The organism is Streptomyces sp. NPDC017940 (assembly GCF_044328435.1).
GTDB lineage: Bacteria > Actinomycetota > Actinomycetes > Streptomycetales > Streptomycetaceae > Streptomyces.
Genome location: NZ_JBIRHJ010000021.1, coordinates 1 through 23,669 on the forward strand (window position 1 = coordinate 1; position 23,669 = coordinate 23,669).

Annotated in this window: 26 protein-coding genes; 10 read left to right on the plus strand and 16 right to left on the minus strand. The window is 68.4% G+C overall.

The features are described 5' to 3' along the window. Positions 1 to 471: 471 nt before the first annotated feature. The 6 genes from ACH4DX_RS35330 to ACH4DX_RS35355 form a co-directional block, all read right to left on the minus strand. Positions 472 to 1,071 carry a hypothetical protein gene (locus tag ACH4DX_RS35330; RefSeq protein WP_398123939.1) on the minus strand — a complete coding sequence of 200 codons (600 nt, stop codon included), beginning with the start codon at positions 1,069 to 1,071 and terminating at the stop codon, positions 472 to 474. Between the two features lie 79 nt (positions 1,072 to 1,150). Further along, a complete protein-coding gene (locus ACH4DX_RS35335; protein ID WP_398123940.1) occupies positions 1,151 to 1,441 on the minus strand; it encodes a hypothetical protein in 291 nt (96 codons plus the stop codon). Positions 1,442 to 1,523: 82 nt separating this feature from the next. Continuing rightward, positions 1,524 to 1,904, minus strand: a complete 381-nt coding sequence (locus tag ACH4DX_RS35340; RefSeq protein ID WP_398123941.1) for a DUF3846 domain-containing protein — start codon at positions 1,902 to 1,904, stop codon at positions 1,524 to 1,526. A 1,048-nt stretch (positions 1,905 to 2,952) separates the two neighbouring features. Then, positions 2,953 to 3,126 (minus strand): hypothetical protein, encoded by a 174-nt coding sequence (locus tag ACH4DX_RS35345; protein WP_398123942.1) that lies wholly within the window; start codon positions 3,124 to 3,126, stop codon positions 2,953 to 2,955. Between the two features lie 123 nt (positions 3,127 to 3,249). Continuing rightward, a complete protein-coding gene (locus ACH4DX_RS35350) occupies positions 3,250 to 4,191 on the minus strand; it encodes a DUF6292 family protein (protein WP_398158128.1) in 942 nt (313 codons plus the stop codon). A gap of 347 nt (positions 4,192 to 4,538) precedes the next feature. Then, positions 4,539 to 5,006, minus strand: a complete 468-nt coding sequence (locus tag ACH4DX_RS35355; protein WP_398123944.1) for a DUF6233 domain-containing protein — start codon at positions 5,004 to 5,006, stop codon at positions 4,539 to 4,541. A 181-nt stretch (positions 5,007 to 5,187) separates the two neighbouring features. Between ACH4DX_RS35355 and ACH4DX_RS35360 the strand changes: the two genes are divergently transcribed. After that, entirely contained in the window at positions 5,188 to 5,706 is a 519-nt protein-coding gene (locus tag ACH4DX_RS35360) for a hypothetical protein (RefSeq protein ID WP_398123945.1), read from the plus strand. Between the two features lie 845 nt (positions 5,707 to 6,551). On the opposite strand, the gene ACH4DX_RS35365 is transcribed toward ACH4DX_RS35360, so the two are convergent. From ACH4DX_RS35365 to ACH4DX_RS35410, 10 genes are all read right to left on the minus strand, one after another. Further along, a complete protein-coding gene (locus ACH4DX_RS35365) occupies positions 6,552 to 6,824 on the minus strand; it encodes a hypothetical protein (RefSeq protein ID WP_398123946.1) in 273 nt (90 codons plus the stop codon). Beyond that, entirely contained in the window at positions 6,824 to 7,072 is a 249-nt protein-coding gene (locus ACH4DX_RS35370) for a hypothetical protein (RefSeq protein WP_398123947.1), read from the minus strand. Before ACH4DX_RS35370 ends, ACH4DX_RS35365 begins: the two co-directional genes overlap by 1 nt. A 178-nt stretch (positions 7,073 to 7,250) precedes the next feature. Further along, positions 7,251 to 7,805, minus strand: a complete 555-nt coding sequence (gene tpg / locus ACH4DX_RS35375) for a telomere-protecting terminal protein Tpg (RefSeq protein WP_398123948.1) — start codon at positions 7,803 to 7,805, stop codon at positions 7,251 to 7,253. Between the two features lie 4 nt (positions 7,806 to 7,809). Continuing rightward, entirely contained in the window at positions 7,810 to 9,945 is a 2,136-nt protein-coding gene (gene tap / locus ACH4DX_RS35380) for a telomere-associated protein Tap (protein ID WP_398123949.1), read from the minus strand. A 227-nt stretch (positions 9,946 to 10,172) separates the two neighbouring features. Continuing rightward, positions 10,173 to 11,552, minus strand: coding sequence for a replicative DNA helicase (locus tag ACH4DX_RS35385; RefSeq protein ID WP_398123950.1), 1,380 nt, complete (start codon positions 11,550 to 11,552; stop codon positions 10,173 to 10,175). Between the two features lie 77 nt (positions 11,553 to 11,629). Further along, entirely contained in the window at positions 11,630 to 12,748 is a 1,119-nt protein-coding gene (locus ACH4DX_RS35390) for a hypothetical protein (protein WP_398123951.1), read from the minus strand. Positions 12,749 to 13,011: 263 nt separating this feature from the next. Then, positions 13,012 to 13,269, minus strand: coding sequence for a helix-turn-helix transcriptional regulator (locus ACH4DX_RS35395; protein WP_398123952.1), 258 nt, complete (start codon positions 13,267 to 13,269; stop codon positions 13,012 to 13,014). A 61-nt stretch (positions 13,270 to 13,330) separates the two neighbouring features. Continuing rightward, positions 13,331 to 14,137: a glycosyltransferase family 2 protein gene (locus ACH4DX_RS35400; RefSeq protein WP_398123986.1), complete on the minus strand. Its 807-nt coding sequence runs from the start codon at positions 14,135 to 14,137 to the stop codon at positions 13,331 to 13,333. Beyond that, entirely contained in the window at positions 14,104 to 14,874 is a 771-nt protein-coding gene (locus tag ACH4DX_RS35405; protein ID WP_398123953.1) for a glycosyltransferase family 2 protein, read from the minus strand. Before ACH4DX_RS35405 ends, ACH4DX_RS35400 begins: the two co-directional genes overlap by 34 nt. A gap of 8 nt (positions 14,875 to 14,882) precedes the next feature. After that, a complete protein-coding gene (locus ACH4DX_RS35410; RefSeq protein WP_398123954.1) occupies positions 14,883 to 15,710 on the minus strand; it encodes a GntR family transcriptional regulator in 828 nt (275 codons plus the stop codon). A gap of 638 nt (positions 15,711 to 16,348) precedes the next feature. On the opposite strand from ACH4DX_RS35410, the gene ACH4DX_RS35415 reads away from it, so the two are divergent. The 9 genes from ACH4DX_RS35415 (at position 16,349) to ACH4DX_RS35455 (ending at position 23,661) form a co-directional block, all read left to right on the plus strand. Beyond that, entirely contained in the window at positions 16,349 to 16,762 is a 414-nt protein-coding gene (locus ACH4DX_RS35415; protein ID WP_398123955.1) for a hypothetical protein, read from the plus strand. 262 nt (positions 16,763 to 17,024) lie between these two features. Further along, positions 17,025 to 17,429, plus strand: a complete 405-nt coding sequence (locus tag ACH4DX_RS35420; RefSeq protein WP_398123956.1) for a hypothetical protein — start codon at positions 17,025 to 17,027, stop codon at positions 17,427 to 17,429. Between the two features lie 44 nt (positions 17,430 to 17,473). Beyond that, positions 17,474 to 17,626 (plus strand): hypothetical protein, encoded by a 153-nt coding sequence (locus ACH4DX_RS35425; RefSeq protein ID WP_398123957.1) that lies wholly within the window; start codon positions 17,474 to 17,476, stop codon positions 17,624 to 17,626. Continuing rightward, on the plus strand, positions 17,623 to 17,796 hold the full coding sequence (locus tag ACH4DX_RS35430; protein ID WP_398123958.1) for a hypothetical protein: 174 nt from the start codon (positions 17,623 to 17,625) through the stop codon (positions 17,794 to 17,796). The genes ACH4DX_RS35425 and ACH4DX_RS35430 overlap by 4 nt, the downstream gene beginning before the upstream one ends. A gap of 206 nt (positions 17,797 to 18,002) precedes the next feature. Beyond that, positions 18,003 to 19,118, plus strand: coding sequence for a hypothetical protein (locus ACH4DX_RS35435; RefSeq protein WP_398123959.1), 1,116 nt, complete (start codon positions 18,003 to 18,005; stop codon positions 19,116 to 19,118). A 181-nt stretch (positions 19,119 to 19,299) separates the two neighbouring features. After that, a complete protein-coding gene (locus ACH4DX_RS35440) occupies positions 19,300 to 20,925 on the plus strand; it encodes an FtsK/SpoIIIE domain-containing protein (protein WP_398123960.1) in 1,626 nt (541 codons plus the stop codon). A gap of 154 nt (positions 20,926 to 21,079) precedes the next feature. Beyond that, positions 21,080 to 22,078: an NlpC/P60 family protein gene (locus ACH4DX_RS35445; protein ID WP_398123961.1), complete on the plus strand. Its 999-nt coding sequence runs from the start codon at positions 21,080 to 21,082 to the stop codon at positions 22,076 to 22,078. A gap of 1 nt (position 22,079) precedes the next feature. Next, positions 22,080 to 22,355 (plus strand): hypothetical protein, encoded by a 276-nt coding sequence (locus ACH4DX_RS35450; protein ID WP_398123962.1) that lies wholly within the window; start codon positions 22,080 to 22,082, stop codon positions 22,353 to 22,355. A gap of 4 nt (positions 22,356 to 22,359) precedes the next feature. Continuing rightward, complete coding sequence (locus ACH4DX_RS35455; protein WP_398123963.1) at positions 22,360 to 23,661, plus strand: hypothetical protein; 1,302 nt, start codon at positions 22,360 to 22,362, stop codon at positions 23,659 to 23,661. Positions 23,662 to 23,669: the final 8 nt, after the last annotated feature.

The following is a 23,669-nucleotide window of genomic DNA, read 5'->3' on the forward strand; positions in this document are numbered from 1 at the left end:
CCCGCGGAGCGGGATATGCCCCGGCAAGCCGGGGCATAGTGTGCGAATTGCGCAAGCGCAATTCGGAATTCCGGCGCAAGCGCCGGAATTGAATTCCGCAAGCGGAATTCGAAAGGCGGCACAATTCGCGCAACGCGAATTGCGGGCGCCCGCGCAAGCGCGGGCGCCTTAGCTGGCAACAAGGGGACGTGCATCACGTGCGGACCTGTGTAGGGACTGGATTTGCCCGTCACTACCCCCGATGGGAGAGTGACGGGCAATCAGTTCGCTCGGGTATCGGTCTTACCGCAGCGACGGGGCTCCGCTGCGCTCCACCCAACCCCTTTTCTGCCCTCTCTGTCTACGGTACCGGTAGAGCATAGCGCGGAACACGGGCTCCTGGAGGCAGGTGGGGCGGAACGGTGCACCTGCAAGCAACTCACACTTGCATGCCTCACAGACGCGTCTGCATCAGCCTATAGAATTGTGTAGCTACTGGGGTTCTGGCGCTCCCCCTCCTTTCCTTTCGATGTGTGCTACCCACGTGACAGCCTGAACCTTGCTGGGTACCGCTCCGATTTTCCGTGCGGCGACGCGGTAGCAGTCGGCAAGTAGGTTGTACCGGGTAATCGCCCCTAGCCCCCGGTCGCGCTGCCCGTAGATTTCCCCTACCGCGATATCGTGCGCGTGGCGGTCGATTACCACCGCGTCCGCATTCTCTGGGTCGGCAATGCAGAGGTAGAAAAATCCGGTCTTCAAATGCATGGGGAGTACTTCGCTCGGGTCCGTTCCTCCCATGATTCGGTTCGCCTTGGTCAGTGCATCGCGGACGTGTCCGCTGGCTTTTCCTTCGAGAAATGCTCTGCGGGCAAGTCGGCAGTTTTCGGGCCATGACTTGTTAGCGGACAGCGCCGCGAGAACACCGGCGCCCTTTTCGGTGTGTCCGTCGGAGATGGAGAGGGCCAATTCGTGTGCGGTGCCGTACCATTCGCCCCCGCGTCGCCTTTGGTCGGCGGTGGCGCTGTGCCACCTCTTGATGATCGTCTGGGTGTACGCGTCGCGCTGCTCTTCGCTGGTCTTGACCGGGATCATGCGTGCTGCTCCCTCGGGTGGTGTCTTCAGTCCGGGGGCGGGGGTGCCACTCCCCCGCCCCCGGGGCGGGGCGTGCGGGTCAGGCGTGGATTACTTCGTATGCGTGGTCGTCAACGAGGCTGACAGTCACGTCGCCATAGAATTCGCAGACGCGGGCTACTCCGTTTTCGCTGTCCCAGATGTTTCGGGGGGTGGCGTATTCGGAGATGTTGGGGAAGTGGCTGAGGATTGCTTGTGCTGCGGTGTCGACGGCCATTTCGTAGGTGGGGCCGCTGGCGACGACTGCGAATTTTTCGTTCGTGAGCTGGCTCATGTAGTTGAGCCATTCGCACATGAAGGTGTAGACCTCGGTGTACGGGGCGGGGGCCATTGGGTGCTCCTTTGGGATGTGTCTTCGGTGGGCCCGGGGGGCGGGGCTGCCACGGCCCCGCCCCCCGGGAGAGTGGGACGGGTCAGCTGCTCGTGCGGGTCTGGCGGGGAAGACGGCGAGTGGTGAGCTGCTCGATGAGGTGAGCGGCCTGGTCTGCGGTGAGTCCGAGGGTGTCGCCCTGCGCGTCGGCGCCTCCGGTGAACAGCGCGCGCCCGTGGTAGTGCTGGTGCGGGGGCTGGTGCAGGGCGTAGAGCCAGGTGGCTGCGAAATTGATCGGGGCGGTGAGGATCCCCTCGTCGTCGAGCCACATGGAGAGATCGCGGGTGACCTGGACGACGTCGAAGAATCGGCAGTCGACCACCGCGCGGATGACGGTCGAGGTCTTGGCGGGGTCGGTGGGCCAGTCGATGAGGCGGAACGAGCCGTCGGGGCGGACGAGCACGGCGAAGCTGTCGACAGACATGGGTCTCCCTGGGGATGTGGGTGTGGGTGTGTCTCCGTTGTTGGGGCCTGCCACAGGACCGACCAACAAGAAAAGGATATCCCAGTGAGATCACTTTGTGGGGGATTTCCGACCCTAAATTTCAGCCTTTTCGCAGGTCAGCGTTCGAATCGCGGGGCCGGTGGGGGCGCGGCGCGGGGCGTGTCGGGGCCCCTCGGTGCGCAGCACCGTGGGCAAGGGGAGTGGCAGCGCGAAGCGAGTGAGCGGGGCGCGGAGCGGCCCGGGAACGTCTGCCGGTCCCCGCAGCGCGTGAGAGCGCGAAGCGCTCGGTCCGGGCGGGCGCGGAGCGGCTGCCCGGCACGCGGCCAGGGGGCGGGGCAGCGCGCAGCGCTGCCCCGCCCCCGTCCGGCGCGGTCCGTGCTGCGCCCCCACCGGCCCCGCGAGAAAGGGGTGGCTGTCCGGCGGGCGGACGGGCGCCGCGCCTTGCTGCGCCGCGTCTGGTGCTGCGCCTTGCTGACCACGCCGTTCCGGTAGGCGCGCCGGGGCCCGAGGCGAGGGTCAGCGGGCGCCGGGGCGGGGAGCTTCAGATCCGGTCGGGCCCGGAAGCAAGCTGTTCGGTCCCGCTGAAGTCGAAGCAGTCCCGCTCAACCCGAGGCATCTGCTCGAACTGCCTTGGGTTGAGCGGGACTCCACGGGGCGCAGCCTCACCCAGGGGACGGTGTCAGAGCGGCTGACGCCAGCTCAGCTCCTGGGCGAATTCGTCGCCCTCCTCCGCGTGATACGCCTCGGCTTCTGCCGTGATGCCTGCACATCGGCACTGCGCAGGAGGGGATCCGAGGGAGGGGCAATCGTCGTAGTGCCCTTGGGGGTTGTGATCGGGCATTGGTCTCCTTGGCCGTGGTTGGTCTTCTCTTGGTAGTACCCGTGGTGGTGCTAGATGGCGGTAGCGGGCGAGTCTGTGACGGATGGTGCAGGTGATGCGTTGAATCAGGGGTTTGGCCCCCTCACGCCACACCAGACGAACCCCGTCTGGCGCTGATGGTCAGCAGTCTCGCCCTCGGTCCACCTGTTACGGCCGGGCGGAGGCGGTGCGCTGCAAGGTCTCCTCCATCGCGGAGGCGACAGCCAGCAGGTGCTCCGCCCGCTCCGGTTCGGTGGTCGCCAGCAGCCCCGCCGCAAAACTGATCTCTGCTACGGCCCGCTGGAGCGCGGCCCGCAGGTCTGCGATCGGCTCGACAGTCACGATGTGTCTCCCTCGTCGGTACGAGGCTACCGAGTCGATGCCGACCGGGGTTCAGAAACAGGCACGCAGCGGCTGCGCCTCGTGGGGCACGGTGGAGTGCTGCGCCGGGCGCAGGCAGGCGCTTCAGCGAGCCAGTTCCGCGAGCAGTTTCTGGGGGTCCGGCTTGGTGTTTCCCGGGCACAGGTAGCGGACCCCGTCGCCCTTGCCGGGCCAGCCGCCGCCCTTGGGTGTCGGGTGCCGTCGGCTGCTGGCCGTGCGCCAGCCGTGCCGCTCGTCCCACACCAGAGCGGGCGCCGGAGCGGTGTCGGCCAGGACCAGGACGGCGGCCAGGGCGTCGTCGCCAGCCTCGCGCACGGCGACGTCCTGGTGCTCCATCCAGCCAGCGGCCGTCACCGCGTCAGCGACACTCCGCAGGTAGGGCAGCATCCGGCGCCCGCGCAGCACCGTCTGCGCCGCGGCCACGGCCGCACGGCGCACCGCGGTGGGAAACCCCAGCTGCTGCGCCGCTTGCTCGGCGGTCAGGCCTGGGTCGGCAAGGACCTGGTCGGCGATGCGCTGCCCGCGCAGCCGGGGCAGCCAGCGCGCGGCCGCGGAGTAGGCCAGCCCCAGCTCCTGCTGGACCGTGGCGATCGTCAACCCTGGGTCGCGGTCCAGCAGGTCTCCCAGGCGCGCCTCGATCTCGTCGCGGGGCACCATGTCGCCGCTGCCTCGTGGCCGTCCCGTAGGCGGCTCGGCCGGCGCCTGCCGGAAAGCGGTGAGCACGCGGCGGGGGCAGTGCTCCACCCCCGCGACCGTCACCAGGTGCGGGGCGATACGCGGGTCGCGCTTGTACGACGTCCACGTTCCGGGCGTCACTCCCAGGAGGGCCGCTGCCTCGATCCTCTCCAGGAGGTCGTCATCGGCGTCGTCGGCGGGCAGGTCCGGTACCGGGTCACCGGCCAGGAACGCGGCCGTCTGCTCCGAATCCCACAGCATGGCCGCCGCCCCGGCCGGGCTGATCGTGGCAGGGAAGCCCTCGACCGTGTACGGCTTGCGGTTGCGGAAGGTCCCCAGCTTTAGCCCCATCACGGTGGCCAAAGCCTCGCTGTTCTGGACGAAAGCTACGCGTCCTGCACGGATCATTGGGAGCTCCGGGAAGTCAGGCCAAGGCGGGGACGGGTCAAAAGAAGGTTACGGCACTTGCATCACCGAATGAGGCTGCGCAAGGGTGTCCGGCCGCTAGACTCGGTGTCATCACGTCCTGCGGGTCTTCCCGAAGGGTGTGTCTTCAGGGGCCGACGCTCTTGCCACCCGCTTCGGCGGACTGGGCGTCGGCCCTCCTCAATTCCTGGTACGTCCTGCCACCTGCGCCCGCCTCTCCAGCCACGGGCACGCGCCCACCGCGAGACCCTGGCCGCCCGCAGGCCTTCCGGTCACAGGAACCGCTGGAGGACTTCCGCTGCGCTGCACGTCTTGCAGGCCCGTGCGCCGGGCCGCTGGAGGGCATCCAGTGCCTGGTCCAGGTTCAGCTCCGGCTCGCCCCTGGGGGCGTCCTCGCAGTCGTATTCGTGCACGATCGCGCCCGCAGGGCGCCGGTGCCGGTCCCGCAGCCGCTGCACCGACCATGCCCACCGGGTGTCCGGCGGCGCGGCCGCGGTCGGCAGACGGTACGTGGGGATGTCGTAGGTGACACCGTCCAGGGGGCGGACCTGGTCGGCGGAAAGCCACACCCGGTACTCGGCGGCCTCGATCCCGCCGTCGGAGTCGACGACGTTGCGCCACAGCGGAACGCCGGTGAGATAGCGCCATCCCCCTGCGGTTTCCTGCCTCTCGTACACCCGGGCGGCCACCTCCTGGCCGTCGGGCAGGAGCAGCTGCACAGGTCGGTGCTCCTCGCCCATCGCCCGGCCACCTCCCACACGCACGGTATCGAACAGAAAATCGAACACGCGAGGTTCGGGACCGAGGGGAACCGGTTCGGCGCGCACCTTCTGGGTGATCACAGCGCCATGCGCGTGCCCACCGGATGAGGCCCCTCGGTAGACGCGGTGACCTTGCCCGCCCAGCCCCCAGGAGCCGCACGTGCCCGCTCTCAACCGTCCCGGCCGCCGCCGCTGGAGCCCCGCCGTCCCGGCCGCCAGCACCCTCCTCCTGGCCGCCCTCGCCCTCCCCACCGCCGACGCCTCACCCCAGCACCCGGCCGCCCGCCCCGCCGCCCCGCAGACTGCGGCAGCGGCTCCGCAGGACGCGTCCGGCAAGACGCGGCACCAATCGCGCTGCGTACGGGGCCGCCTGGTCTGCCTCGCCGTCACCACCCACAGCAAATGGATCCAGCACCCCCGCCCGGACACGCGCGCCGTCACCCACGTCGACGTCCGCCGCTACAAGGGATTCACGCGCTCCCGGACCTACCACGTCCGGTGGGCCTACAAGCGCCCCGGCGGGCGCACCCACACCAGCGGATGGGCCCGTGCCACCGCCTTCAACGGTGTCGCCGTCCGCTCGTGGCGCTACCGGGACGGCATCGATGTGCGCCGCGGCGGGCGCGTCTGCGGCCAGGTCAAGGGCCACCACGTCAAGGCCTGCGTCACCCTGCGCTGACCTGCCGCAGCGGTGTTCCTACCAGCCGCCGATCTGCTGGCGGCAGGCCTTGACCACCGCAGGGTCCAGACCGCTGCCCGACGCCCACGTACACACCACTGCGGGCGACACGCCCCCGACCCGGCCGCGCGGCGCGCGAGGCGCGACGCGCACACGGGGCACCGCCCTCTTCACCGGCTGACGGACGCGCGGCCGGACCACCGGCCGCGGCGCCGGCTGACGTGGCGCAGCCCGAACAGGGCCCGCATCAGGCGCAGTTGGGGCCGGTCGGCGCGGCGCGGCCGCGGAGGGCCGCCGCACGGGCGGCACCGCGGCCGAACGCGCACGCGGTGCTTCCCGCTTGGGGCGGATCGGCGCGGGTGCGGCGCGCACCAGCTGGTCGCTGCCCGGCGGCTGGACCGGACGCGGCAGGGGCGGAGCCTGCGCGGGGACGAGCGGAGCGGACGTGCGAGCGCCTGCGGGCGCGGCCTGCTGCCACATCGGCGCCCGTGGCGGCTCGGCGGGGGCGACGTGGGCGCATCCCGTGACGAGCAGCACGAGCGCGAGGACCAGGAGCAGCGGACGCATCCTGCCACCGTGGCGCAGCCGGGCCACGGCCGGGCAGGCAGCGCGCCGGGGCCCACCGGACGAGTGACCCGCGCCGTCACGCATACAGGAACTTCAGGGTCGGAGCGGTTCACTCGTGTGGGTGCTGACGGCTGGCGGGTGCGGCGGGATGCTGCGCAGAAAGCCTTGGAGGGGCCGGGTGCGTAGCGCGTTCGGCCCCGCGCTGTGCCCGGCCCGGCCGCGCACAGCTGCCCCTGGTGGCAGGGGCCGCAGATGTCGGCTCCTGCCACCGGCGGGTCCTAGACCTCGATGTAGGCGACGACAATGACGGTGCGCAGGGCGGTCACGAAGTACAGGACGCGTACCTGCTCGATGTCGTCGGTGTACTGGCGCAGCCGGGGGCCGGTGGTGGTTCCGGGGAGCGGTGTGCCGATGTCGGGGTCGACGGAGATGACGACCAGGGCGCGGTCCAGGGCGTGGATGTCCGCTTCGCTGGTGACGTTCTCCAGCTGCTTGGCGGCGGAGTCGGAGAAGGCGATCTGTGCGCGGCGCGGGCCATGGTGGGGTGCCATCAGGCGACGGCTGGCCGCTGGGCGGCGAGACGTGTCAGGTGCTGCTCGCGCAGTTCCTCCCACGGCGTGCAGTCCTCCACCGAGGGCAGGCCGTGGGCGGCGATGTCCTCCAGGACGGCGGCGTACCGGTTGGCGTCCGCGCGGGCCTGGGCCGCGAACACGCGCAGTTGTTCCGCGGCCTCGGGCTCCAGCTGCTGCCGCACGGCGGCGCCGGTGGTGGTGTCGGCGGGGGGCGGCTGCTCGCTCATCGTAGGCTCCACAGGGCATGTGACTGCTGGCGTCCTGTCCACGGTATCGGCCGCCCGCAGGCGTGGGGAGCTCCCTGGATGAACCGAGTCAGCCACGTAGGCGTCGCAACCCGCCCCTTTCTACGACAGTGACAACGGCCGGTTTCGCGGTTCGCGGTACGAATGAGACTCCGAGAATTCAGTAGTCGAGATCCAGGTAGTCGATGTCATTGATTTCGACGTCTGAGAGTCCCAGAGCGCGGCTGCCACTGTCCTGGAAATACACGTCTTTGAATCCTTCGGCGATGATTCCGCGCATCTGCTGGTCGCTGGCACCCTGCGCGCGGGCGTCGAAGAGGCGCTGAGCGTACGCCGGGGGAAGGTGCACGGTGAGTCGCCGGAAGCGTCCGTCGTCGGTCGTGCCGACGGGTGCGGTGTAGCCGAAGCGGGCCCGGGTCTCCACCGTGATGCCGCCCGTGGTCGCGGCGCGGCGCTGCCGTTGCTTGCGTACCTGCGGCTGCCACCGCTGCCGTACGGCGTCGTTGATTTTTGCGGCGACGTCGGCGCGTGCCTTGCGGGCGCCGCGGCGGTAGCGGTTGACGGAGTCGGCGGTGACGCCGAGTTCGGCCGCGACGGCGCGGGCGCTGCCCAGTTGCTTGAGCAGGTAGTTGATGCGGCCCTTGAGGGTCTTGGGCGGCTCGCGGGTGAACCCTTCACGGTCGGCCCGCTCGATGGCATCGTCGATCTCCCCCATGGTTCTACTCCCCTTCGTCCACGACGGCATCGTGGCCGTCGCCCTTGATGTGGCGGGCCGGGTTCAAACCCTGCTCCATCAGGTCGACCGCCCACAGCATCGACTGCACCCCTTCCAGCTTCGCCAGACCGGGCGTCGGGCCGACCCGGAAGCCGCCCGGCTGCGGCTTGCCGGACTCCGCGTACGGCAGGAACGCCAGCGGGCTGTCACCGGGGCTGGGGTAGACCACGCAGTCGGACAGCACCGCGAGCGGGTACAGGCCCGTCATCGCCGCCATCTTGAACAGCTTGCGGTGCATGTTCACCCGCGCCTTGGAGATGACCGCGGCCCGGATGTCTGGGCGCCACGTCGGGCGCTCCAAGGCCGGCCACCGCTCACCCTGCTTGTAGGACTTGCCCTGGGGGCGCTCGCGCAGCTTGCCGACACCGCCCTTGACCGTCGCCTTGATGGCCGCCAGGACGGCCGCCATCGCCGGATCGGTGTCCTTGTGCCGCTCCATCGCCGCCAGGAACTCGATGTCGGACAGGTCCCGGGTCACGCCGAGATCGGACAGGGTGTCGACGTACGCGGTCTTGAGACGGTCGTGCCACGGGTCCAGGTACGCGCCGGTCTCGCGGCGCAGGTAGGCCTCGACGGGGTGGACGTCGTAGCCCAGCTCCTGGGCGTAGGCGACGGTGTGGGTCTGGTACCAGGCCGGGCCCGTCGGCCGCTCACCGGTCGGCGTGAACGGCGAAGGCAGACGCGGGTCGAGTTCCACGTGGGAGAGGTCGACCAGCCAACTCCCGGGGATCTTCGGGCTGAACTGCGGGGCGTGGAAGTGGTCAGGCGCGGAGAGGCCGACGACCAGGCGGGCCGCGGCGGCGAGGAACGCGGTGTTCAGGTCGAGGCCGACCGCGTACGGCAGTGTGCACTCCTCATCCGTGAGCAGGTTCACGTCGCGCACCCACTGGTAGGCCTCTTCGTTGAGGAACCCGCCCGTCCACCCGGAGGCGACGACGACGGGGTGCTCGGCGGTGGCTTCCGGCGGCGCCGGGTCCACCGGCTGCGTACCCAGGGAGCCCGGGTTGTGGCCTGACACCCAGTTGCCGGTCTGCGGGTCGCGCTCGGGCTTGGTGGGCGGGCGCAGCGCGGTCATCAGCTCCAGTCCGGAGACGGCCGTGGAGCCGCGCGGAGTGATGACGCGGGTCGCGTAGATGCCCAGCACGCGGGCGATCTCGGCCGCCTCCATCTCGCTCACTCCGGGCCAGGACCGCTCATCGAGCGCGTCCCAGGAAAGGATCGCGAGCTGCACGCACTGGCGGTCGCGGCCCTGCGCCTTGCGGTAGATACGCGCCCACGGCCCGAATCCCCGCTGGGTGAGCTGCCAGCGCGCCTTCACCACCTGCCTGACCACCGGGTGGTCCTCGGGCAGGCGCAGGGAGCGGCGCTGCTCGTGGCCCTCCAGGCGCTCGGGGAGCCCGAGCCTCACCGCGGCCGCGGCGGTGAGCACGACCAGCGGGTCAGCGTCCTTGCCGTACCGGTGCAGCTTCGCCGCGCCCAGGCCGGACTCGCGCAGCGTCCACTCCACCAACTCCGGAATGGTGGTGGCCGGGCAGTCGAGCACCAGGCCATCAGTGCCGTACGCGGATCCGTCGCCGTCCAGCACGGCGAGGGGGCCGTGCGGGAAGCGCGGATCGACGGCGGGCGCGGCGGCTTTCGTCGCGGCGGGACGCCGCGACGAGGGCGCCGGGCGGCGGGCAGGCGGAGTCTGCGGCGCTTCGGGGGCGGCAAGCGCCTCCACCGCCATGCCGGGCGCGGCTGGGGGCGTCGTGGAAGCGGCCGGGCCCGCGAATGTCTCCGGTGCCAACGGCTGCGGCACGGCGGCCGGGACGGGTGCGGCGGCGGGAGCTCCCGCCGGGTACCGCGCTGCCCAGCCCTTCAGCAGCCGCTGATAGGCCTCCAGGCGCGGCGATTTCGGCTCACTGCGGCCGTTCTCGTAGTTCTTCACCGTCTGCACGGTGGACTTCAGGGCCTGCGCGAGACGGGCCTGAGTGATGCCCGCCGCCTCACGCAGGCGGGCCCGCTCCGCCGGGGGCGGGAGCTGCGGTTCTTCCTCCAGCAATGCATCTACCGACGCGAAAAGCTCCTGCTCAGATGCCATGGTCGTCTACCTCCACTCCAGACACTAGCAGCACTACCCCTGTTTTTTAGCCAATTTATTTAACCCGATCTAGCTATCTTGGGCGTAGTGACACCGGGGCCGCCTCAGAAGATCGCTGTACGGGCCTGTGGCGGACGATTACCGGGTCCGGCGAGGGATTCCCGCCGGACCCGGTGATCGTCGCCGTGAGATGCCCTCAGAGCCCTTGATGGGCCCGGTGGGTGCGATCAGGTCTGCGCCATGTCGACGAACCTGCTGTAGTGGAGCTGCGCGGCTACGGTCACGCGGGCCGTCGGCCCGAACCTGTTTTTCTCGATCCGCAGGTCCACCTCACCGGCGCGCGGCGACTCCGCGACGTCCGCGTCCGGCCGCTCGACGATCACCACCACGGACGCGTCGTTCTTGATTGCCCGGGACTCACGCATCATCCCGTCGTCATTGAGCTGCGACAGGGCGATGACGTGGCAGTCCAACTCCACAGAGAGGTTTTTCAGGCCGCGGGAGACGGACGCGACGGCCTGCTCGCGGGTGATGTGGCGGGACTGTTCGACTTCGACGAGCTGGAGGTAGTCCACGACCAGGAGGGCGAGGCCGCCGTCGCGGGCGCAGGCGCGTGCGGCTGAGGCGATGTCGCTCAGCGAGGCGCCGTCGGGTCGGTAGACCCGCAGCGGCAGCGACCGGAACAGCTCCTCACCCAGGCGCCGGACGATCTCCCACCCCTCCGCAGTGAGGCCTCCCTGGTGCGTCAGGTGGTGAAGCGCGATCTTCCCCTCGGCGGCGGCGATCTTCTGCATGAGTTCGGTACCGCTCATCTCCAGCGAGGAGAACAACACCGGGGCCCCGGTCTTGGCGGCGGACACGGCCGCGTTGAGTGCGAACGTGGACTTACCGACGCCGGACTGCGCGGCGACGACGGTCACGTTGCCCGGCTGCATGCCCGACGTGATCGTGTCCAGGTCCGCGAACCCGTACGTCAGGCCCTGCTTCTTGCCGTTCTGCATGTCCTCCAGGTCCGCGATGAAGGGCAGGTACAGGTCTGCGACCGCGGGCGGTGTCTGGGGCAGACCCGGAGTGCCCGCCACGATCTCGGTGAGCTGCTGCTCGACGAGGGTGCGCACCTCGTTCTCGTCGCCTTCCTCGCTGTAGGCGAACTCCATGATGCGCTGCGCCGACTCGATGACCGCGCGCCGGTACGCCTTGGCCCTCACGATCTGGGCGTACCGGGGGCCGCTGGCAGCGGTGGGCACAGCCTCCACGCAGACGTGCAGGTACGGGGCGCCCCCGACGCGGGTGAGGTCGCCGCGCCGGGTGAGTTCGTCGGTCACCGTGATGACGTCGATGGGCTGGCCGGCCGCGCGCAGGGCGCAGATCGCACGGTGGATCGTGGCGTGCGCGGGCCGGTAGTACTCCTCAGCGACGATGCCGGTTTCGAGTGTCTCGGCGAAGTAGCGAGCGGAAGCGCTGCCCGGACCCCCGGACAGCATCAGTGCCCCGATGACCGACTGCTCGGCGGCAAGGTCTTGCGGCGGCACCCGGGTGAAGGCGGCGGCGGGTAGGGGTTCGTCGTCCAGGCCGTCGTCGTGCTGGGCGGGGAGGGTGGTGGACACTTGGCAGGTCTCCTGTTCGGTCAAGGGCCAGGGGATCAGCGGGCCGCTCCCCGGCAGGAGCGGCCCGCGCCGGTTTGTCAGGCGGGCACGGTCATGGCGCAGTCCACGCATCCACGCCGGTAGCGACCCGGGTGGTCCGGGCACGGCTCCTCACGGCCACCGGTGCGCGCGGCCGCGCCTGCGCGGACCTGGGTGTACAGGCGCAGGTCCTTCACCCATCGCGGCAGGCAGCTCCGCCAGGACGTCGCCCCGCCCGTGTTCTTGAAAATTTCGGCTTCCAGCAGCGCCAGGTGCTCGTCGTCCAGGCCGGACAGCGCTGGCCAGCCCTGGGCACGCATCGTCCGCAGCATCGGCAGCGCGCACTTGCGGGCCGTGGCTGCGCCTGCTTGCCAGCGCTTCGTCTGCTGCAAGAAGCGCTCAGCTGCGGTGATCTCCTCCCTGCTGAAATCTTCCGGTTCCTCCTCCCGCTGTGACGGGAGTGTCTCCGCGGGGCGCGTGAGGGGGTAGGGGGAGGAGGAATCCTCCTCCTCCGGGGGGTGTGGGGGGGGAGCGATTCCGCTTCCCGGAACGCGGGAAGCGTTCTGACCTGCGGGAACGCGTCGATTACCGCTTCCCGGAACGCCGGAACCTGAGTTACCGCGTCCGGCGTTCCGGGAAGCGGTCTGACCTGCGGTTTTGTCTACTTCCCCGAAAGCCGGTTCCGGCGTTCCGGGAAGCGTTGCCACCTGCGGCTTTACCTTGCTGTTACCTTCATCGCCGGGTGCGGATGCCGGGCTCCAGTCGGGGTTCCAGGCCGGGTTGTCATACACCTCGTAGACCACCGGCCCCTTGCGGCCCGGCTTGGTCGGGTGCGGCATCTGTGTCCGGCGCAGGTACCCGGCCGCCAGGAGTCGGGCGAACGCTTCATAGACGGCGTTCTTGCCCACCAGCTCGTCCGCGTTCTTGGAGGACCGGATTCCCCGGTCCTTGAGCTGCTGCCACAAAGTGAGCGGCGTCGAGTCGGCGCCGGACGCCAGGTTGAACATGATCTGGAGCATCACGACGTAGTCGAGCGTGTGGACCAGGTCGCTCCCAGCGCCCATGTGGCGAGGGACGGAAACGCCGCTCGCGGGAGCTTTGGCGCCTCTCACCCGCCCCGATTCGTCGATGGGCCCGCCGTCGGCGGCGGTGCGCAAAGGGTGTTGCTGGTTGTGCACGGGGTCATCTCCCCAGGTCAGGGGAGCCGTGACCGGCGGTGTGACCTACTGCCTGCCCAGAGATAGTGGCGGTGCGCGGCAGGCCGCGCATATCCTGGGTATAGGTGACTGCGCAGGCCCTTGGGCCTACGGGCATCACCCGGCAGCGAGGTCACCTCACTGCTCACGACTCGGTGCGTGCAAGGCTGGCGAGTCGATTGCTTGGAAGGGCTCCTGTTGTGGCGACAGGGGCCCTTTAAGCGTTTACGGGGTCTGCGGAACCATCACGACACCTTTGCGACTGTCGGATGCTTATCTGCGAGGCCGCGCAGGAGACGCGCATAGGCGCGTCGGTGCGGGTTGCGCGGGTCCGCCCTCTCGGTCTCCCAGCGTGACACCTGGATGCGGTGGACACCGAGGGCGTCCGCCACATCTTGCTGCGTCAGCCGGTCCGCCCGTCGTAGAGCTGCCCGCACGCGTGGCTCGGGCAGGTCCGGCTCCCTGTCGAGCAGGGCGTCGACACGTCCGTATGCGTCGTTCATCGCGCTCCCCTTCACTCTGGCTCGCTGCGCTGAAAGTTACATCAACTGCTGCAACTACGGCTTAGCGACTCGCCGCCCGCTCTCCGCTTCGGCCGGCCTCGTCACCCAGAAGGAGCCGGACGGCGCGGGCATGCTCTGCGATAACCGACATGCGGGCTTCCCATTCCGGGCCAGAAGAGTGTGCGGAATGAGCTGTGATCTGTCCTTGGTGCTTGCGGTAGTGCAGACCTACCTCGGCCGTGAACCAACCGTCGGCCAAGGCGTCGAGTCCCAGTAGCAGGCCCGTGTCCCCAGAGGAGGGGAGGGCCATCCACCCGCCCAGAGCCATGATCAAGTGGCGCCGGGCACACATCGTAGCGGGGTGGACCTGTGCCCTACGTGTCTGCTCCCAGTAGGGGAAAATTGATCCGCGAGGGATCCGACCCGCTGGCGGGTCTCCGTCGAACCCGGATAGACGACCGTCTGAATGCAAATCCAGGACCCGAGACGTAGTCCATCCGACGTCTCGATGCTCTGTCAGCACACCAATATCGCGGCGCAGGGCGCCATCGGCCATTACGTCGTCCGAATCAAATGTCTTGATCAGATCGCCGCTTGACCTACCGAGCGCCACAGTGCGAGCTACGTGTGGCCCGCCGTGCCGGGAGCTAGCTACCCGAATCCTTGAATCAATCGGTAGGTGCGCTTGAGCGTGTCCAGCTTCCCCATCTTCTTGAATGATCCACTCCCACGTCCACCCAGGCGGAATTTCCTGACGTGCGAGTGACTGGTACGCAGTCGGCAGGTACGCGGCTCCAGCAGGGTGTACCGGCGTGATGATTGAAATTACCGGCATCAGAACGATTCTCCCTGCTTCATCGGCGACCATTTCCACCCGCAGGCGGTGAGTGAGTCGAGGCGTGTCAGGATGGTTTTTTTCACAACCAGGTATTCCACAGCATCGGCTTCCTGGTAAGCGTAGTCAGCTTGCCCGGTGGTCTGCTCACTGTGCTTGCGGTATACGCCTCCTGGCGTGCCGAGCATTTTTCCAGGTGACATTGCGGCGCAGACTAGAACTAGCGCGAGGGCTTCGAGGGCCGGATAAGGCGGCCAGCCTCCCGCCAGGAGAACTAGCTCTTTCCTGGCTGCCAGGTGCGTACCTACCACAGGGAAAGCGTCAGCTTCGAATTCGGCGCGCAGAGTCTCGTACGGGAGGGGCCCAGCCGGAGGGTCGGAAGGACCTTGCGTTAGCCGTCCATCTGGCAGCAGATCCAGGCACCCCGAGATGCACCAGCCCAGGGACGGGTCTTCATCGAGTGCTGCGATTTCACGGCTGAGCGCTCCCGGAGTAAAAAGATCGTCAGCATCGAGGGCGCGGACAATGGACCCGGATGCTCGCCCCAGCCCTAGTGTGCGCGCAGCTCCAGCACCAGCTCGGGGACCGGACGCGAATTTGACGCGACTGTCGTGTCCGGGCAGGAAAGAAGCCGGACGCTGTGTCTGGCCATCCTCCTGGACAATCCACTCCCATTCCCACCCTGGAGGCATCTCTTGAGTGGCAAGGGATTCGTATGCTTCCGACAGATACTGATGTCCGCCGTCGTATACCGGGGTGATCACACTCATGATCGGCATTATTGCCACCGTTCCAGATTTGTGGTGTAAATCAGCTCTGTGCGGTCTGCTGGCAGCGGGATATCTGCCACTTCAACGGCCATACCGAGTGTCGACCACGTGATTTTCCGCAGTCGGATCATGGGAATTCCTGGGGGGATGTCGAAATCTTCCTGTTCTTCGCGTGAGGGCATCGTGACCACAATGTGGTCATCGATCCTGTCTACCTCGATTCCTACAGTGTGGAGTTGATGCATGGTGCCGCCGGGCCAGGGCTCATTACTAGAGTCGAGCAGATCCTGATTAGCGCTGATCAAATCCAATGGGAGGTAGCTGGTGGACCCGCTAGCGCCTGCCCCTGCGGCGTGACGACGACGATGTGTGCGACGCAGCACATTCTCGTCTTCGCTGTGGAGGTTGAGGATTTTCCGCACGTCGTTAGGTCCTGGGACCACGTCGTACCGATAGGTGTCCTCGAACAGGTCACGGACCGAAAATCCACTGTCGCTTTCCGCGACTCCCCACGCGCCGCGGGAATCATCACTGCGTAGCAGTACGGTGTCCTTCTCTTTTTGATACCTGGCGTTGTGTCGCCGTAGGCGCTGCGGCTGAATGCGGACGTAGGTGCGCCCTCCAGCAGGGCCAGCCAACAGGCCCTCAGCCTTCAACTGACTGACCGCCCGGGAGGCAGTGTTCTTGTTGACCGCGTACTGATCAGCGAGTGCCCCCACCGTCGGCAACTGCTCACCAGGATGCAGGTCACCATGCTCGATCGCAGCCCGGATCTCGTCGGCGAGTCGACTCGCACTGTATGGACCGGGGCTTGCCCCCGGTGACGTCTCGCTCATAGGTGCACCTTCCCAGAAGCACAGCTGCGGATCAACACCATCTTAGGAAGGATGACACACCTTCCTAGGAAGATCTTGACGACGCGTCGCAGATCTGCAACGCTCTGTCTCGGCAACCTTCCTAGGAAGGTAGAGCGCGCCGGACGCGAACCGCTTGTCGGGGCTGCGAATGGGAGCGCCTGTCACTTCAGAACTGAAGAGTGATCATGCAGGGCTGGCGCGAGAGGCACGCCTGCTCTCCCCCTAAGCGAGGCAAAGCCGTCTTCGGTCAGGTAACCGAAGTGGGGAAGGACCGGGAGCTGACCAGCACGATGCACCACCGGCTGGATGGCAAGCGGATCGACCAGCGTGGCCCTTAAGCATGTGGCGAGATGAGACAGATCGCCCCCGTGACAAGCCGGGTAAGGACTTGTCCCCGCGGCCCGACCTTGCCCGTCGCCTTCACCAATCCGGTGAAGGGAAAGCCGCAGTTGACGCGCCATTCACCGGCGCGTCGAGCAGCCTGTGCTGCCCGTCGTCCGCTCGCCCGTGTGGCTGGTGGTCGGTGGAGTGCGCAGGACGCACTCACGCGGCGACCCCCCAGGGCTGCATCCCTGGGGGGTCTGTCGCAGGTCCACCTTCTGGAGAGGACGACCCGCATGCCCAGCATGGCAGTACCCGTACTCGAGGGCCCCCGCCCGCCCCTGCCGCTCCGGCCGCCGCCCCACGAGCGTGACGGCCGCCAGCCGAGCCCGGACTCCGGCGGCCGACCGCACCCCCAGCACCTCCTCCCCCACGTCGACACCACGGTCGCCCGGGAGCTCGGCCCGCGCCGCCCCGGCGCGATCTACCAGAACGTCGACGGGCAGTTCGAGGTCCTGGCCGTGGTCACCGTCCCTCGCGAGGCCGCCGCGCTTCTGCGGAGGGACGCCGCACGGTGGGCGGTCATCGTCCGCGACACCCTGCGCCCCGACGGTCAGCCCTTCGCAGTCGGCAGCGTCTGGACGACGTCGGACTACCTCATCCGCCCCGCCCCGGCCACCGCACCCACCGCGTACCGCCCCGCCGCCTGACTGGAGAACACCGTGCACGCGTGTCCGTTCTTGACCACCACCGTGTTTCTGCTCCTGGCCCTCCTGGTCGTCCTGGTGGTGCTCGGAGGATCCCCCCGCCGCTGACCAGCCGCCACCGTCGCCGCCAACTCCAGCGCTCTGCGCCGGGGCTGGCGGTGGCAGTGGCTGCTCGTCCGAGCAGCCGAACGGCGGCAGCCCCGGAGCTCTGACCTTCCGGGGCTGCCTGTACAGGAACCAATAGGGGGTCCCTGTGATCGACAGCATGACACGCGCCTCCGAGCGCGACGAGACCCGCCTCCGCCAGCTGCGCACCGTCTTGCACGGCCTGGTCGCCGACGGCGACCGGCGCGCGGCCGTCACAGGCCGCCGGGCGCGCCGGACGCTGCACGAGATGGCGCCCGGCTACGAGCGGCAGCCCGTCCTGGTGCTGCACCGCCCGGTGATGACGGACAACCAGTCCTCCCCCACGCCCCGGCAAGGCGCGGACGATGCCTGCCCGCTGTGCGGCTACTGGAACTGCCGCTGCGCTCAGATCCTGTCCCCCGCCGCAGCGGACACGGCAGCGCCGCCCGCCGCGATCGGCAGCGGGCAGTGCAACCGGTGCGGGATGTGGTTCGAGGACTGGAACGGCGGCATCTGCGACGCCTGCCTCGCCGTCGGCCGGTGACACCGCCGCTCATACGGGCAGCTCGCACCGCGCAGCACCGCGCCGTGCGAGCTGCCCGCGCCGTCGGCCCCGCCCACCCGCTGGCCCGCCTGCTCCTGGCGGCGGCCGCCGTCACGGCGGCCGCCGCGTGGGAGGCCGGATACCGGGTGAGCGACCTGCACCCCACCCGCCCGCACCCCCGAAGGCCGCGCCGATGACCACCGACCTGCGCGCCCGCTACCTCGCGGCGCACCAAACCTACAAGACCCACCGCAACGGCTGCGCCGCCTGCTCGGCGGGACGGCGCTGTACTGCCGGGGCGCGCCTGTACGAGTCGTTCGCGCGACTCCAGGACGCCTACCTCGCGCAGCTGAAGCGCCGCCACTGACCATCTCCTGGGCCGTCACCGCCACCTCTGACGGCCCTCTCGCTCGCCCGCCCCGGCCGCCGCAAGCCCGGCGGCTGGGACGGGCGGACGACCTGTACCGAACGGAGAACCCCATGCGAATGCCCAACTGGCTGCGAACGCACAACTGGCCTCGCTGCACACCACGCGGGGCGGTCCTCACTGTCCTGGGAGCTGGCACCGTAGCCGTGGCCATCCTGTCGATGGCCGTCACCTACGACGTCCTCGTCCCCCGATTCGGGGCGTGGGCGGCACCGACCGTCGGCGCCCTGGACGCCCTGTGGGTGGTCGTCCAGGCCACCGAGATCCTGGCCGGCAACAACAGCCGACGCGCCAAGAGGGTGCGGGCGGCCGGACTGTTCCTCACCGCGGTCACCGCGGCCATCCCCACCGCGGATCTGGTGGTGTCCGGGCACGGCGGCGACCTGGCCGTGGTTCTGACTCCCGTGGCCATCGTCGCCACCAAAACCGCCTGGTGGTTCGTGCTGCCCTCGCTGGGCCGCAGGGTCTCGGACACAACCCGGCAGACCATCGCCACCACACGCCAGTCGGTCGCTGACCGGCTGGAGGTGATGGAGGCAGAAGCCGCCGACCGCATCGAGCTGCTGGAGGTGGCCACCAGGCTGGAGAAGCAGGTGGCCGAGGCCGAGCGGGGCTACCGCGCGGAGGTACTCAAGATCCAGCAGAAGACAGCCGAGAAGCTGCACGAGCAGGCGCAGACCACCGAAAAGACGCTCACGGACAAGCCGCTGCCTCTCGCCGTTGCTGCGATCGCGTTGCCGGAACTCGGCGGGCAGTGGGAGCCCGGAGGCCTCGCCCTGCCTGTGGGGCGTGACGGTTTCGGCACGGCCGACGACCCGGACGGCACCGGCCGTCACGCCGACGACACGCAGGTCACCGGCTCATCCCCTGGGCAACCGTCACGGCCGTCGGCTCCGGGCGTCACACCGGCCGGGACGGGCGATGACACGGCCGAGACGGGCGTCACGCTCGCCATGCTCGCCTCCGTCGCGGGCGTCCCGGTCCCCGAGCCCGTGGAGCGGCTGACGGACGTGCAGATGGGCGTGGTGCTGCGGTACCTGCGCTACGCCGACGATCCGCCGCTGTCCTACCGCCAGGCCGTGACCAAGTTCCGCGAGGCCGGGTTCGTCGGCAGCGAGGAGCGGGTGCGGCGCGTGTGGGGCACGGTGCTGTCGCAGGAAGAGAGCACCGGTTCCGACCGCGAGGCGGACGACGAGGACACCGCCGCGGCGACTGAGGACGCCGCAGAGGACGACGAGGAGCCCGCGGACGCGACCACCTGATATCCGGCACCACCGATGCAGCCCAGCCGCGCTACGCGACTGGGCTGTGTCGCGACTGCCGGACGCAGTCGAGCAGTGCAGACCCGGTGAGTGACCCGGCGAGCGATCACAACGTTCGCAGACCCAGAGAGCAGATCCGGCGAGCACCACCCCGACGAAACCGACCACGAAGGAGAGGGGTGTGGGAAAGAAGCAGCAGGCGCAGCAACAGGAGGACGCATACGGGCAGTTGGCGGGCGCCATCGGCGTCCTGGCCATCGCGTTCGGTGTCCTGGCCGCCATTAAGGACAAGCTCGGTCTGTCCTGGCCAGCCACCGTGCTGCTCACGGCCGGTGCGCTGGTCGCCCTGGGATATCTGGCCTGGCGCATCAAGTCCGAAGTCGCCCGCAGATGGGCCCGAGAATCTGCGGACAAAACCCTTGCGGCCACAGCACTGGCACAGGAAGCCGGGGCCGGTGAGGACGAAGGACCCGCCCGCGACGAGGTCCTGACTCAAGCCCTCGTAGCGAGCGGCGCTATCGGTAAGGACCAGTTCATCCGTGCCGATGAATCCGTAGTCACCCCGCTGCCGTACGGGCTCGGCGACCGACACGAATTCAAGGTCCCTGCCGGTCGCACCTACGAGCACGTGGCCGCCAAGACAGGCGGGGTCGCGGGCGCCCTGGGGGCGACTCGGCTGCGGACGCAGGTCGAGCGTGGCGAGTTGAGCGAACGCGACGTCGACATGGTCGTACTGGCGAAAAACCCGTTCACCGAGCCATTCGCCCCGCCGACCAGGGAAATGATCCTCGCCCACGGGGGCATCCCGTTCGCGCACAGCATGACTGGTGAAGTCGTTGGAATCGACGACTTCACCAAAGGCGCGCTGTTCGTTGCCGGTATGACGCAGACAGGGAAATCAACGCTCACCATCGCTCTGGTTACCTGCGCCTACATCGCCTACGGGCCCGAACTCGATGTCTATCTCATCGAGGGAAAACCCGGAGCGCTGGTTCGTTTCGAGAAAGTGGCGGTGCGTTACGAGGCCTCCAGTAAAACAGCCGTGTTCGACTCGATGGTGTGCGAACTGCTCCAGAAACAGCAAGAGCGGTACGAGCTGGATAATGCGGCAATGCGGGAGCGCAAGCCCAAACCGCGCCACCGGCAGGTGCTTTTCATCGCGGACGAAGTAGCCGACTACTACGTAAGCGATGGGTCCAGCGAGTCAAGGAAACAGCGGGCGCGCCTGGTGAAGAATTCTTCTGAGCTGGTGCGTAAGGGGCTCGAATGCGGCATCACTGTGGTCATGATGACGCAGCGCCCTTCCGACAGGGCTGTTCCCGTCGAAGTCCGCGACCAGTTCAAGAAGCGAGTCTGCCTCTACGTCTCCGGTAAGGGAAGCGCGGAAGTAGCTCTCGGGTCGGATTACTTCAAGACGCGGTCGCCTATCCATCCCGCGTTGATGGATGCGAGTATCCAGGGGCAGGGCGTCTACTTCGATGGTGTGTCCTCGAAACTCGTCCGGGGAATTCGCTTCGATGATGACTTCATCTGGAAAGTCGTTGACGACGTGGCGGCGCGCCGTCAAGAGCGTGTCGAGACGGCGCCGCAGTCTCCGGTGAAACAAGCAATCGCGCTCATGCGAGAGCGAGGCATCGACTTCATCAAGAGCACAGATCTGGGGCCCGAACTCGGAATCAACGAACCGGAGCCGGGAGAACTCGGAAAACAGCTCAAGGCACTGCTGGGAGTCGCTCCCAAGGCCACCAACCAGGGGCGCGGCTACAAGCTGGAAGCTCTCACGCAAGCGGCGCTGTCCGATCAGTGACCCGTCATGGAGCCCGTCATGGAGCCCGTCATGGGGTCCGTCATGGGGCTGCCAGCGGCTCCGGCCACGACAGGCCCATGACGGGCCTCCAACAGGCTCCCATGACGGACCTTACCTGCAAGAACGGGTAAATCGCAGGAAGGAGGGAATTCACGTGCGTTCCACCACCACGGTGGCGATCGGCGTGGGAGCGACCGCGGCCGTCGCCGTGGCCGCCCTGGTCCAGGCGGCCGGCAGCGGCTCAGTAGCGGGTGCGGCGCTCAGTCTGTCCGTCCCCGCCCGCTACAAAGGGCTGATCGAGGACGCGGGAAAGACCTGCCCCGAAATCACGCCGAACCTGCTCGCCGCGCTCCTCACCCAGGAGTCGAATTTCAACCGGAAAGCAAAGAGTCCGGCAGGTGCGAGGGGCATCGCGCAGTTCATGCCGTCCACCTGGGAATCTCAGGCTATCGACGGCGACGGAGACGGCGACCGCGATATCTGGGACCCTAAAGACGCGATCCCGTCCGCCGCGAAGCACCTGTGCGATATCGCCAAGGAAGTCAAAAATGTTCCCGGCGACAGGCAGGCGAACATGCTGGCCGCGTACAACGCGGGAAGCGGCGCGGTACAGCAATACGGCGGTGTCCCTCCCTACGAGGAAACGCAGACATACGTCCGCAACATCACAGCCCTCGCCAAACCGAAAAAGACCGGAGGCAAGACAGCCACCTCTGATCAGGCGGACACCGCAATCAAAGCAGCCAAGGCGATGCTCGGCACGCCCTATTCGTGGGGCGGCGGCGACGCCAGCGGCCCCACTACAGGCACGTGCTGCTCCCCCAGTGGCCGGTCCGGTAATTCCACGCGTGGTTTCGACTGCTCCGGTCTTACCCTCTACGCCTATGCGAAAGCAGGAATCACCCTGCCCCGCACGGCGAGCGCGCAGTACGCGGCATCAGACCCGGTCACACCCGACGAGATGCGCCCCGGCGATCTCGTGTTCTACGGCGACAGTGCAACGAGCCTCCACCACGTCGGAATCTACATCGGCGGCGGCTGGATCATCGATGCCCCCCGCCCCGGAACCGAAGTCCGCTATTCCCACATGGGCTCCATGCGCGACCTGTACGACGTCGCCCGCCCTACACCCAACAACACCCAGGAGATCTGATATGCGAAAGTCCTTCATCCTCGCCAAGCCGCAGGACCTGTCCGGCGGATTCTCTGACTTCTTCAGCACCATCGCCAAAACCGGTGGTGGTCTGGTCGTCAAGGGCATCGCCGCCGTGATCGTCGTGATTGCGGTACGCATGCTTCTCCAGCTCTCCAACGATCCCAAGGGTGCGCTCCGCAAGGGCAGCATGGCCCTAGGGGCGTTGTTCGTCGCCGTCGTGCTGGCGCTCTACGGCGACACGCTGTTCTCGACCGTCACCGAAGCCAAGGGCTGATCGGATGCCCGAGGACAAGTGCGGCCTGTTGCGTGGGCCCGCAGTCGAGTTCTGCCGGAAGGGGGAGGCCGACCGCAACGGCGACCCCCCGCACAAGGGCGGACTCACCGACGGTGCCTCCGACCACGTCCAGGACCTCGCCAACACCCTGATCAAAGCGATCAAGGGCATGCTCGCGCCCGGTAAGACCATGGCCCCGAAGAGGGCAGACAACTGGGTGTACGAGCAATTTCTGTGGCTTGGCCAGCACCTGGCGATCGCGATTTTCGTGTGCGTGATCGTCGTGTGCGCTCTGACCGCGTGGCAGGGCGCACCACGCCTGCGGCAGATGGGCGCCTCAACGGGTTGGACGCTGGTCGCCGTGGCTGGCATGGCGTCGGTCCCCGGCGTCGTGATGCTGCTCAACAAGGCCGTCAGCGAGGCCTTCACCACCGCGTTCGCCAGCAACGAGTCGACGCTGTTCGGCGCGATCAGCAAGGACTTGGAGACCGGGGCCGACGCAGAGAACCCGCTGGGTGTCTTCCTGATCATCTGCGCCTTGGTCGTCGCCCTCGCGTTCGCTGCGTTGGTGTTCGCGGTGCGCCAGCTCGGCATCCTCGTGTTCGTGTGCGCGGCGCCCCTGGTGCTGGCGTCCCTGGCCCGTGGCGGCGACATGAGCGCGGTCAAGGCCTGGATGCACAGGCTGCTGGGTCTCATGTTCGCGCCGTTTGCCCTGCTCCTGCTCTCCCCGTTCGTGTCGTTCGTTCAGGGAGCGCTGGTGATGGACGCTGTCCTGCTGGTCGCAGCCGACGTCCTGATGCTCCGCATGATCGTCCACGGAGTCCCCTACATCGGTCCTCGGGCAGCGCGCGCCGCCCGGAACATGGTGGAGCGCCGCACCTCCAGCCCGCTCGCCCACCGGGTGATGCGTGCCGGGGTGCCCGACTTCTACGAGCAGGAGTCCATCCCGCGCGGGCCGCGCACAGTCGCAACCCCGCGGCATGCGGCGGCACGCGATGTGGACGTGATGTTCGGCGCCTACGGTCTGGCGCCGCGACAGCGACAGGGACGGCTCACCACCGCTTCCGCAGTCGGGCAAGCCACCCGGGAGGCGGGGCGCAGCGCGCAGATCAGCCAGGCACGCCGTCAGGCACGGGCCGCCGCCACCCAGACGACCGGCACCGCTCCCGCCCCTCGTCCCACCCCGGGCCGTCGCCCGGCTCCCGCCCCCAGTCCGGCCCCGCGCCCCGGTCCAGCACCGGGTCCGGGACCGGCGCCCGCCCCCAGCCCCGGCCCGGCGCCCAGTCCCGGGCCGGGCAACCCGTAGAGGAGGAA